Source organism: Planctopirus limnophila DSM 3776 (assembly GCF_000092105.1).
Taxonomy (GTDB): Bacteria; Planctomycetota; Planctomycetia; order Planctomycetales; family Planctomycetaceae; genus Planctopirus; species Planctopirus limnophila.
The window spans coordinates 2930752-2943037 of record NC_014148.1; the positions used below are offsets into that span (position 1 = coordinate 2930752).

The 12286-nt window shown below is 52.2% G+C and carries 11 protein-coding genes; 9 read left to right on the plus strand and 2 right to left on the minus strand.

What is annotated here, in order from left to right:
* Positions 1–55 precede the first annotated feature (55 nt).
* On the plus strand, positions 56–1333 hold the full coding sequence (locus PLIM_RS11695) for a dihydroorotase (protein WP_013110526.1): 1278 nt from the start codon (positions 56–58) through the stop codon (positions 1331–1333).
* A gap of 78 nt (positions 1334–1411) precedes the next feature.
* The gene (locus PLIM_RS22870; RefSeq protein WP_013110527.1) at positions 1412–2152 is read left to right on the plus strand and encodes an NYN domain-containing protein; all 741 of its coding nucleotides are present in this window, start codon (positions 1412–1414) and stop codon (positions 2150–2152) included.
* 49 nt (positions 2153–2201) lie between these two features.
* Here PLIM_RS22870 and PLIM_RS11705 read toward each other — a convergent pair whose 3' ends face one another.
* Complete coding sequence (locus tag PLIM_RS11705) at positions 2202–3248, minus strand: prepilin peptidase (RefSeq protein WP_013110528.1); 1047 nt, start codon at positions 3246–3248, stop codon at positions 2202–2204.
* 213 nt (positions 3249–3461) lie between these two features.
* Here PLIM_RS11705 and PLIM_RS11710 point away from each other — a divergent pair, with 213 nt between their 5' ends.
* The 6 genes from PLIM_RS11710 (at position 3462) to PLIM_RS11735 (ending at position 11057) form a co-directional block, all read left to right on the plus strand.
* Positions 3462–4865, plus strand: a complete 1404-nt coding sequence (locus PLIM_RS11710; protein ID WP_013110529.1) for an ammonium transporter — start codon at positions 3462–3464, stop codon at positions 4863–4865.
* A 267-nt stretch (positions 4866–5132) separates the two neighbouring features.
* Positions 5133–5471 (plus strand): P-II family nitrogen regulator, encoded by a 339-nt coding sequence (locus PLIM_RS11715; protein WP_013110530.1) that lies wholly within the window; start codon positions 5133–5135, stop codon positions 5469–5471.
* 327 nt (positions 5472–5798) lie between these two features.
* Entirely contained in the window at positions 5799–6137 is a 339-nt protein-coding gene (locus PLIM_RS11720) for a P-II family nitrogen regulator (protein ID WP_013110531.1), read from the plus strand.
* 310 nt (positions 6138–6447) lie between these two features.
* Entirely contained in the window at positions 6448–9135 is a 2688-nt protein-coding gene (gene glnD / locus PLIM_RS11725) for a [protein-PII] uridylyltransferase (RefSeq protein WP_013110532.1), read from the plus strand.
* Between the two features lie 90 nt (positions 9136–9225).
* Positions 9226–9501, plus strand: a complete 276-nt coding sequence (locus PLIM_RS11730) for a hypothetical protein (protein ID WP_041401645.1) — start codon at positions 9226–9228, stop codon at positions 9499–9501.
* Between the two features lie 284 nt (positions 9502–9785).
* Positions 9786–11057 carry a bifunctional 3,4-dihydroxy-2-butanone-4-phosphate synthase/GTP cyclohydrolase II gene (locus PLIM_RS11735; RefSeq protein ID WP_013110534.1) on the plus strand — a complete coding sequence of 424 codons (1272 nt, stop codon included), beginning with the start codon at positions 9786–9788 and terminating at the stop codon, positions 11055–11057.
* Positions 11058–11064: 7 nt separating this feature from the next.
* Here PLIM_RS11735 and PLIM_RS11740 read toward each other — a convergent pair whose 3' ends face one another.
* Positions 11065–11322, minus strand: coding sequence for a carbon storage regulator (locus PLIM_RS11740; RefSeq protein ID WP_013110535.1), 258 nt, complete (start codon positions 11320–11322; stop codon positions 11065–11067).
* 540 nt (positions 11323–11862) lie between these two features.
* Between PLIM_RS11740 and rpmB the strand changes: the two genes are divergently transcribed.
* Complete coding sequence (gene rpmB / locus PLIM_RS11745; RefSeq protein WP_013110536.1) at positions 11863–12123, plus strand: 50S ribosomal protein L28; 261 nt, start codon at positions 11863–11865, stop codon at positions 12121–12123.
* The last annotated feature ends 163 nt before the right edge of the window (positions 12124–12286 follow it).

Here is a 12286-nt window from a genome sequence, read left to right on the forward strand (position 1 = left end):
TATAGTGCCATCACTGAATTTTGAGCCTGTTGGTAAGAGATCCCCGGAGTCATTCATGGCCACAATGCTGATTCAAGGGGGCCGCGTGATCGACCCCGCCAATCAACTTGATCAGTTGCTGAATCTTGTGATCGAAGATGGTGTGATTGCAGAAATCACAACCGGGATCCCCAGGACCGATGAAGTCATCATGGCTCAAGGCATGATTGTCTCGCCAGGACTGGTCGACCTGCATGTGGCCTTGAGAGATCCCGGTGGTGAAGAAGACGAGGGAACGGCATCAGGAACAAAAGCCGCCCTGGCTGGTGGTTTTACGACGATTGCGGCCCTTCCCGATACGAACCCGGTCGTTGATAACCGGGCCAGTGCTGAATTTGTCATTCTCCAGGCCGAAAGAGCGGGCTATTGCCGGGTGGTGCCCTTAGGTGCTATTACCCGTAATCATCAAGGAGAAGAACTCGCCGATCTGGGACAACTCGCTGCGGGCGGTGCTGGCGGCTTTACGGATGCGAATCGAGCCGTTCAAAGTGCCGAGATTATGCGGCGGGCTCTGGAATATGCCCGCATGTTGAATCGTCCGATCTTTGCTGTTCCTCAAGATGCCACGCTCTCGGCGGGTGGCTTGATGCATGAAGGTTATTACTCCACGGTCCTCGGCTTACGTGGAATACCTGCCGCTGCCGAAGAGATTATTGTAGGCCGGGATATCGCTTTAGCAGAACTGACCGGCGGACATGTCCATCTCATGAACATCTCGACAAGAAACAGTGTCGAAGAACTCAAACGGGCGAAAGGGATGGGAATTCGCGTCACAGCCGATGTGACACCGCATCATCTGGCAATGACCGATGCTTCACTGGTGACCTACGATACGAATCTGAAGGTTCTACCTCCACTACGCAGCCAGGAGCATGTCGATGCATTAATTGAAGGTTTGCGGGATGGAACCATCGATTCGATCAGTTCGGATCATCGACCGTTTGCTTCTGAGAAGAAGAGTCGCGAGTTCGATCAGGTGCCATTTGGCGTCAGTTCGATCGAGACGGCACTGGCTGTGGTGGCCACTGTTCTGGTGGATGGGGGACTCCTCGACTGGCCCGATCTCTTACGGCTGTTGACTGTGAATCCTGCCAAAATCCTGGGGATTGAAGCGGGGACGCTGGATATCGGGCGGCCAGCAGACCTGGCACTGATTGATCCCGCAGCTCACTGGATTGTTGATACCAGACAATTCTATTCACGAGGTCATAACACTCCTTTTAAGGGAAAAACTCTGAGAAGTCGCGTCATGAAGACCATCGTTGCTGGTGAAGTTCGATTCTCGCGCCAATAATTCATGTGCAGGCTCTAAGTGCATCAATTCAATATGAATTGTGTGCCAGAGAGTTTGTGAGCACGCGGATGATTTGTCATGGCACGATACTACCATCTGATTGATGGCTACAACCTGATGCACGCCGCAGGAATTGCGCGTGTCCGGTATGCCAGAGGCGATCTTGAACGCTGCAGAAACCGCTTGCTGCTCAGGGTGAGCGAACTCCTGACCGAAGACGAACGGCAACGAGCCACCGTTGTATTCGATGCCCGTGAAGCACCGCCGGGAAGTATTCGTCGGCACATCTATCGTGGTATGAATGTCGAATTTGCTGACCCTGGAACCGAAGCCGATGACCATATTGAGATCTTGATCTCCAATCATTCGGCCAGCCGACAACTGTTGCTGGTATCGAGTGATCACCGATTGCAGCGGGCTGTCAAACGACGTCATGGACGCTCGATTGATAGTGAAGAGTTTCTTCGTGTCTATACCCAGCGTGAACTGATGCGCGAGCATGAGCCACATGCGGACGAACAATCACCTCCAGCCACGATCGGTCAGCAGAAAGATCTTGAATTCTGGCTCGATGAGTTTGAAAACGTCGATCCACGCCAGATTCTCCGTGAGTTGCCTAAAGAGATCTCTGAGAGCAGGTTTCTTCCTCCCGAAGAAAAGCCTGGAGCCTCTGCACCTGAAACGCCTGCCAATTACGAAATTGATCCTGCCCTCGAACGAACTCGATGGGAGCAAGAAGTCGATGAGCTTCAGGATCTGCTCGATGATCCGCAGCGGGTCAAAAACTGGATCGATGATCCCGATTTCAGGCAGCACTAAGTGACCGCGCATTGGATTAATGCCAGTTTCGCCAGAGTTAGATCCAAACTCATTTTCGGCGGCGCTTTGACTTTCTCGATTTAGCACGCGACTTTTCCGGATGTTCGAGAGGCGTTTTTTCGACTCTCAGCAACAGCATACCGGCAGCAAATCCCCCCAGAGACATGCCTCCCAGGACAAGCAGCATCACTGGGTCATTCAAATAAGTCGAGGCCCATGGCCAGACCCAACTCCAGTTCCAGGCGATCACAAAAGCGGCCATTCCCAGGCTGGGGCCAAAGGGAATCAGCACGGTTTTTCCAAAACAGCGGGCGACCCCGGCATGTCCGATACCGATGACGGGGGAAAGCATCAGTGATAATAGAGTGGCCTGCCACCCTAAAAACCCGCCCACTGCCGCCATCAAAGTGACATCACCAAATCCCAAGGCCTCTGTTCGCAGAGACCAGCCAGCGCCAAGTCGTATCAGCCAGATCACTCCCGCCCCGCAAACAACCCCAGCGAACCATCGCAGTATCGCCCTTCCCTGTTCGCCGAAAAAAGAACTCTGACTTGTTAAGGCAGCAAATGACGCTGACGTTGAATCGAGAGACGACACTCCCCAGACAGGCACCAGTTCAACCAGTGGAAATACGAGAGCGAAGGCGAACCCGGCAATCACCCCCGGCACAGTGATCAGATCCGGGATGGTCATCGTTGCCAGATCGACACGCATGGAAATGACAATGAGCGTTACAAATCCAATCGCAATCACATCGGCAGGAGTGATTCCCCCGATCAGGAACCGGTGAACTCTCTGTGAAAATTCTCTCTTTAGATCGGCTTCTAGATTACCGCTGGCGAGCTCAACGCTCTCACGATTCCCATGCCCCTCGACCGCGAGCTGCTGGGGAGATCTACTGATTCCTGCTCCCCAGGTTTCACTGATACACAATCCGGCAGCACCCACCCAGAAGAGCAACCCCCACAGGAAAGCCGACTGCTTCGAAATCGGTTTCGATAGGGAAATTCCCCATAGTGCCGCTTCCCGCAAAGCGAGTTGCCCGGAAATAAAACTTGCGAGGATCGCGACGGGAATGAGTGCCAACGAAGTCATCAAAAGTTTCTCGGTCGATTTATGGTTAGGTCGTTACTGTCACTCCAGCAGATCAGCTGCCGACTGAACAACACCCTGAGTGTTGCTTCACCATGACTGAAAGTGTGGCACTTACTGCCCAAATTCAAAGCAACAGGTTAAACTCATCAAATGTTGGCTTTGTGTTTCGCTGAAAAACCTCAAAAAAATCTCGCTAGAAGGGTTGTCGTGTCGATGACTGCACAAAAAAAGGGCCCATGGTCAGCACGATTAACAATAATCACAATTCTGGCCTTGATGATCGGGGGTTCCCGAAGTGTGCCCGCAAATGATGTCACACCTGCACCAACGACGCAACCATTTGTCGCAGCAGACATTGCGTTTGTACTGATTGCCACGGCCATGGTCCTGGCAATGGCCATTCCCGGATTGGCTCTCTTTTACGGAGGTCTGGTTCGCCGGAAGAACATTCTCAGCATCATGATGCAATGCGTCAGTCTGACCGGACTGATGTCAGTGATCTGGCTGCTCTATGGCTACAGTCTCGTTTTTGCCCCCGATCTCCCCTACTCGTTCGGATTCGTTGGGGGCTTCGATTTCGTCGCCATGAATGGAGTTCTGCCGACAAATGGTGAATCTGGCCAGACGATTCCTGCCGTCGGAACCATCCCGCGGATGTCTCATTTCATGTTTCAAATGATGTTTTTCATCATTACACCCACGCTGATTTGTGGTGCTTTTGCCGAAAGATTGCGATTTGCATCGGTCTGCTGGTTCTCTGTGTTATGGGGCACATTCGTGTATTGCCCGGTTGCCCATTGGATCTGGTCAGATACCGGCTGGTTCAGTGAGTTCAATACCACGAACCCATGGTGCAAAGCCTTCGATTTTGCGGGTGGAACCGTAGTGCATGTCACTTCCGGGGTCTCAGCACTCATCTGTGCTATTATAATTGGCAACCGGTTGGGGTTTCGTCAGGAGCCCATGCCCCCCCACAATCTGACATACACCGCCCTGGGCGCGATGTTGTTATGGCTGGGTTGGTTTGGCTTTAATGCCGGCAGTGCCCTCGCAGCGAATCCCCTTGCTGTGGCAGCATTTACAGCCACTCACATGGCCGCAGCTTCCGGTCTTCTCGGGTGGTCTTTCATGGAGTGGTTGAGCCATGGCCGAGTGACTTTGCTGGGAGCATGCTCAGGTGCTGTCGCTGGATTAGTCGTGATCACTCCCGCCTGTGGTACCTGCTCTCCATTAAGTGCATTACTGATGGGAATCATGGGAGGAGCCGTTTGTTACCTCGCCTGTACCCGCCTGAAAAATGCCTTCCAGTACGATGACTCGCTGGACGCTTTCGGAATTCACGGCGTGGGAGGTCTGCTGGGTGCCATTCTGACGGGTGTTTTCGCGACCCGCATGATGAAAGGAGGCACAGAACCCCTGGGACTGATTGATGGAAATCCCGAGCAGATTCTCTATCAGGTGATTGCGGCCCTGGTGACGGCCTTTTATGCAGCATTCATTTCGGTCATTTTACTGAAGATCATCGATTCCAGCCTGGGATTACGCGTCTCTCAACAGGCAGAACTCCAGGGACTGGATATCGCAGAGCATGGCGAGGAAGGCTACATCTTCCACTGAAACCTCACCAACACTGAGCCTCACTTAGGACGGTGATCAGCGTCAAAACACGGCCTTCTGATTCAGCGGCACGCATTTTTCAGTGCAAATCAGCGATTGAGGACTCGAAGTGGATCAATTCATGCTCGATCCTTATCGAAATCCGTCCAAGCAGCAAGCAATTCTTGTTTGCTCGTGATCCCAGCAGTTCAGCAGTCTTTAGTTGCTGAATTTGATTGTTTGTTTGCAGATCTCCCTGCCCTGATTTCCACGTGAAGGAATGGTCTTGTGAAAAAAATTGAAGCCATTGTTCGCCATTTCAAGGTCGAGGAGATTAAAGAGGCATTGACCGAAGTGGGTGTGAAGGGCATCACCGCCAGTGAAGTTCGTGGCTTCGGGCGACAGAAAGGTCATCGGGAAACGTTTCGTGGAGCGGAATACACAGTGGATTTTCTGCCGAAGGTCAAGCTGGAGATCGTGGTTTCTGATGATCAGGAGCCGAAGGTTGTCAGTACGATTATCGCTGCGGCACAGACGGGCCAGATTGGCGACGGCAAGATTTTCGTCACCAATATCGATGAAATGATTCGAATTCGCACTGGGGAAATGGGTGACGAAGCAGTCTGACAAGTCTTCAACTGAATCGTTGCGGGCCAACCCTCTCAGTGCAGCCAGTTGATGCGAAGCCCCCCAAATCGCCATCAAGTTCTACCCTCTTTCAAAATTTGGACTAAAATCGGGCACAAAACCTGCTGAGTTATGTGTATAGTCGGCGGGAGTGACGAATCTCGCTGATATCTGTCAGTTTTGCGGACGTTGGCTGCTCACCGCAAAAATGGCTATCAGTCGCTGAGCAGTCGTCACATTCGGACCTATTGTCCGAAACGCCGGGGCACTCCACCAGTGCGGGTGGATTTGCCGGCTTCCGTTCTTTCAGAGGAAGGCATTGGTCGCATGAAGAAGATTGAAGCAGTGCTGCGTCACTACAAGCTTGAAGACGTCAAGAACGCCCTCACTCAGATCGGAATCCAGGGGATGACCGTGACTGAAGTTCGAGGCTTCGGTCGTCAGCGCGGCCACAAGGAAACTTACCGCGGCGCCGAATACACCGTCGATTTCCTCCCCAAGGTCAAACTCGAAGTTGTTGTTTCTGACACTGAAGTTGCCAAGGCCATTGAGACCATTACGAATGTGGCTCGAACCGGGCAAATTGGTGATGGAAAAATCTTCGTGACCTCACTGGCCGAAGTTGTGCGAATTCGTACAGGCGAAACCGGACCGGAAGCGATCTAGCCTCCGATCGAGCCATCCGCGATCATGCATTGATCACCGTCAACAGCGGCGAATGATTGGTATTCACAATCATTACGCCGCTGTTTTTATTGGCTCTTGAGTCTCTGCCTGCTGGACAGAATCGATTCCAGCGATTCGTCGTCCTCCAATTTCTATTTTTCTCGCATTGAAATCGGCCGATTTCGTCAGAGCGATCTTCACTTGTGCTAAATTCCCTATTGTCGAGAATACTCGATGGTTCTTCTGTGACGATTATCAGGCTTTCCCTGAACATCAACTTTGACGAAACAACTGCTGCCACTGACGCTTCATGACTACAGCCTCCTGCAAAACTCTGCCTACTGAGCGTGCACTTCGCCTGCCGGCTGCCCGGCAACGGCTGGACGAACTCAGACAGCAGATCTCCATACGAATTGCCCAGCACTCTACGGGCCTGCAGATCACCAGTTGGTTTTCCGAGCAGGTGGATGATCTCCTCAACCAACTCTGGAACGGCATCCTCACAGAATACCCGACTGAGTTTCGTGCGGAATTATCCTCCGCAATTGCCCTGATCGCAGTGGGAGGAACCGGACGCGGCGATCTGGCCCCCTATTCGGATATCGATTTGCTGATTGTGCATCGCACTGCGGGAGGTGAGAGGTGGCATGAATTTGCCGCACAATTTGTGAGAGATTGCTGGGATGCCGGACTCAAACTGGGCCACAGCACCCGCTCGATCCCCGATGCCATTCGCATGGCCCGGGACGACACTCAGTTTGCCACCTCACTGCTGGAAGCCCGATTGCTTGTCGGCCACAAACCACTCTTCGATGACCTGATGCGGAAATTCCAATGGAATGTCGTTCGAGGTCGGCTGCACACCATACTCTCTTCATCGATTGCCGAAAGAGACAAAGAACAGGCCGCACATGGTGCCACCAACCAGGAACTCGAACCTGATGTGAAACGCTCTCCCGGTGGTCTGAGGGATATCCATCTCATTCGCTGGCTCAGCCAGTTGAGAACTGGTTCAAGTGACCCGGAAGCCTTGCGTCTAGCTGGTTTAATGACGCGAGATGAACTTTTAAGACTCGTAACAGCCTATGACTATCTGCTCTCGATTCGACTGACACTGCATTTAGCTGCCGGACGGGCCAACGATGTCCTCACCCGTAGCGAGCAGGTACGAATTGCCCAGGATCGCGGCATCGAGGCCAGTGGTGGGCAGCTCGCCGTCGAAAAATTCATGCAGGAGTATTTCCGACACACGAGTACTGTCTCTGAGCTGGCCACACGACTGGTGAGAAAGCATTTGCCCTCGCGCTGGCAGGATGTCCTCTGGAGACCTGTCGTCACTCACCGGGTCGACACGATTTATCGCATCAGCCCGGACCAGATCGATGTTCCCCGGCGTTTTCGCAACCAGTTGGCTTCGCTGGAAGACCTTCTCAGGCTCTACTGGTCGGCCGCAATGTACAAGGTCCCCTTTGCTGACGATCTCGAAGAGTTTGTCAGTACCAGAACCCGCGAACTCCCCGAAACATTGACGGTCGAAGCGGGCAGGATTTTCCTCGATATTTTAAGCCGTTCTCGCTGCGTGAGCCGAATCTTGCGGAGCATGTATCGAACAGGCGTGCTTGAACTGGTACTGCCCTGCTTCCGGCATGTCAGATGCCTGTTACAGTTCAATCAGTACCACCACTTTACTGTTGATGAACACACGTTGAGGGCCATCGAAGCTGCAGAGTCCTTCGCCGAGTTACAATCGCCGCTTGGAGAAGCCTTTCGTGAAATTCGACATCGTGATGTCCTGTTTCTTGCACTGCTGCTGCACGATGCCGGCAAAGGATACGAAGAAGATCACTCGGAAGTTGGCAGACGACTGGCCATCGAAGCGGCTCAGCGGTTTCGCATGGCCTCGTATCATCGGGATACGGTGGTCTTTCTCGTCCACAAACATTTGATGATGGCGCATCTGGCCTTTCGGCGGGACACCACTGACCCCGATGTTCTGCTCCGTTTCACTCATGATGTGGGTACCGTCGATCGTCTGAGAATGCTCTATGTCTTGACGGCGGCAGATATCACGGGAGTTGGCCCCGGAGTCTGGAACGAGTGGAAGGCCGAACTGCTGGATAACCTTTTCAGTGGTGCGATGCAGGCACTTTCCGGCAACAGCGATATGCCGCAAATGATTGATCTCCAGTCGAGAGTTCTCTCAGCGGTGGTGGATGAACTTTCCCGTCCGACAACAGGGGAAGAAAAAGAGCGAATTGCCAAAGTGGTCAAGCAACTCTTTACCACTCTTCCGCGCCATTATCTGCAGGGAAATTCGGTCGAGAGAATTTCATCGGATCTGAGAATCGTCATGGAGCGCAGACCTGACGAAATTCATATCTCAGGCCGTTATGAACCCGAAACCAACTCCGTCGAGTATCGAATTATCACTCGGGAAAGTGTTGCCGAAGGATGTTTCCATAAGATTACCGGGGCCTTGACTTCCCAGCGCATGGAAATTCTTTCTGCCCAGATCTCGACTACAACGGAAGGCGTGATCATCGACAGCTTCCGGGTGAATGATATTGATCACTCAAATGAAGTTCCCCAGTTCCGCCTTGATGAAGTCTGCCGCACAATCCGGGGTGTGCTGACGGGTGAAACCAATGTCAATCAGCTTGTTGAACGCCGGCGGCGCATGATCTTTTCCAGGCCACTGATCGCGGGCCAGTTTTCCGATCTTCCTGAGCAGGTGTTGATCGATAATGAATCGTCTGAGCGATGTACGATTGTAGATATCTTCGCTCATGATCGCCCCGGGCTGCTCTACTCGATCAGTCGCCAGCTGTTTGAGCTTGAACTCTCGATTGTGCTGGCCAAAATTTCCACGCATCTGGATCAGGTGGTCGATGTGTTTTACATCACCGACAGGCGTCATCAGAAAATCAATGATCCCGAACGATTGCAGAAGCTGGAATTGCTGCTTCACGAGTGCATTTCACGAGTCAATTATGGTTAACCAGACTTGTTGATCTCACTTCACGAAGGAATCACGATTCTCTCATAAATCAGTGAGCCCCTGCCGGTTTACTGATAGCAATTCCAGAGATTGAGAAGAGGGATTGGTGAAAAATCACCAGGTGGCTATATTCTCTCAAAGCTGGAGAATTTCGAACCTGCCAGCGGCATGGGCAGAGCCCCGCTCTTCGGAGAACTCGTGGTGCACTATTGCGAAATGGAAGTCGCAGTTGGCGATGTCATTCGCCTCGAAAACTGTGTCATGACTATTCTCGATATCGATGGTGAAGAGATTACTGTCAAACTCGATCTGGATGACGAACCTTTTCCAGTCATTGGCAGTTTGACACTGTCTCGTCCCAGATAAACGGGTTTCGAGTCTTCGACGGCCCGGCATTTCCCGAAGCTGTGACCGCTTCGCCCAATCTGATTGCGCCTGGGTGCCAACGGATCGATGGCACTGCTATGATACCGTATGCACGTGTGCCAGATGTCTGCTTCGTTTTTTTAAAACAAAGCGATGGGAAAACAAAATTCTGGCTCCCCGCATCAGTGCAATTGCCAGCTTCAGTCAGACTTTCGCAAACATCCCATAGAAAATTGTCCTTCTATGAGAGTATTGCGAGGATATTTGCCACGACACAGGTTCCTATGGATACAGGTCAGCCAATCGAAGGACTGAGCACCATTGATGAAGCCATTGCGGCTCTCAAAATCGGTCGCATCATTATTGTGATCGATGACGAAGAGCGGGAAAACGAGGGCGATTTCGTTTGTGCTGCCGAATCGATCACACCAGAAATGGTCACCTTCATGCTCAGGTACGGAGCCGGTGTTCTGTGTGTTCCCTTAACGAAAGAAGCTGCCGATCGACAAGGTCTGGTTCCGATTGTGGACAGCTCACAGAACGATGCTCCGAACCACACTTTGTTTCTGACGCCCGTCGACCATCGTCACGCAGGGTCTGGTGTTTCCAGTGAGAACCGGGCCATGACGATCAGGGCGATGGCTGACCCGAAATCCTCCCGGCACGACTTTGTCAGGCCTGGTCATATTAATCCTCTGCTGGCCAAGGAGGGTGGCGTTCTAAGGCGTTCAGGACACACCGAAGCGACTGTCGATCTGATGAAGATTGCCGGGCTTGAGCCTGTGGGTGTGCTGATCGAAATCCTCAGCGAATCTGGTCAGGGCATGGCCGCACTGCCAGAATTAAGGCAACTCGCTACCAGACACTCCATGCCAATCATTTCGATTGAGCAGCTCATCCGCTATCGCCGGTTGCGGGAGCAACTGGTTTCCAGAGAAGCGGAAGTCCCTCTGAACACCCGGGAGTACGGTCAATTCAAAGTGATTGCTTATCGTGTCGAACACGATGATCAGCAGCCACTCGCTCTCGTATGGGGAGACCTGGCATCGGCCACAAACCCGCTGGTGCGCGTCCACTCCTCCTGCTTTACAGGTGACGTTCTGGACTCTCTTCGCTGCGATTGCGGCGACCAGCTTCATCTGGCCATGAGAATGATCAACAGCGCCGGTGCCGGCGCTGTGATTTATCTGCCGCAGGAAGGGCGTGGAATTGGTCTGACGGCGAAACTGAAAGCCTATATGCTTCAAGATGAAGGCTATGACACTGTTGAAGCCAATCACAAACTCGGCTTCAAATCCGACAGTCGGGATTACATGATCGGCCTGCAGATTCTTAAAGATCTGGGGTTATCGAGCATCCGATTACTGACAAACAATCCCAAGAAAATGCAGGCCTTTCCCGCCTTCGATCTCGATGTGGTTGAGCAGGTTCCCATCATCGCCCCGGACGATGAAAATCGTCGCCATTACATGGCAACCAAACGAGACAAAATGGGGCATCTGTTACCTGCCGAAATTGTGGTGCCGTCCTCGCCCAATGAGAACTCACCCCATTGACCTGAAATCAGCACTCAACGACTTCTGCCAGCTCTTGAGAATGGTTGTCCTCCCGTTGTGCCGCATCAAAATTGGCTTTAAATGCGGCAAAGGCGGCATCCAGCATGGCTGATCCATTCTCTGCCAATTCACCTCTCACGATTCGGAGATGAGCCGGAGCTTCAATACCAATTTTGACAGCTCCTTTCCCCGTCTGGACGACCTTAATGACGATATCATTTCCGAGGTGAATTGATTCCGATTTCTTGCGTGTCAACACCAGCATGATCGACTCCGTTCTCTACGCTCCAGTGGACAATTGTCACTCCTCCTTGTGACTCACCCGACAACAAACCTGGTTGTCATGGGTGCCTGCTTGGCATAGCCGAATCTCTATGCGATCTGCATGCCACGATGAAACCCCAGAGAAATATCCACGCACAATTCGGCATAACCATCTACAAATACAACACTTGTAAATCACCAGCGAATCTTCGGCCGAATCTGCCGACTGTGGTTCCCAGCACTTTTTTACAAACCATCAGCCGGAAACTTGTGTAAACCTCGTCAGGCCGCAAGATCCAGAAAGTCGAAAATACATCTCGCTGGAGGCTGCACCTGTACGAAACGGGCTGGTGACCACATGACGACCTCCAGGTGAGCCGTGCTTATTTGTCATGCCGTCGCCGGAAAGGCGAGCAAATCGTGGCGGCTCGATTGCAAGCTGACTCTGACCAGTTATACTTCAAAATCTTTCTTGCGTGTTTTCGGACTGGAAACTCGCATTTTGGGCGAATTGGACTTCCGCAGATGAGAGGATGACCCCATGGGGGCTCAATGTGATCTCTGTAACAAATCAGTGACTTTCGGCAACACGCTTCAGCAGCGTGGTAAGGCGAAGTACCTGGGTGGTAACGGTCGCAAGACCACGGGTATCTCCCGTCGTGTCTTCCGTCCCAATCTGCAATCTGTCAACGTTCAGGTTGGCGAACGCAGCCAGAAAATGATGGTCTGCGTGAAGTGCATCCGCTCAGGCGTTGTGGCCAAGAAAGTTGTCCGCAAACCATTCACACTCCCTACAGTTTAGTTCGAATATGCCACGTTCCCTGGCATAGTCTCAACTAAATTTCTTGTGATGACTCACTCATACAGTGCTGACTAAGAACAATCGCAACTGTCAGCGAGTTTACAGTTAAGCAGTTGATGATTAGTTTGTAAGCCCGACGATTCTCCTCATATCGCTGAGGGAA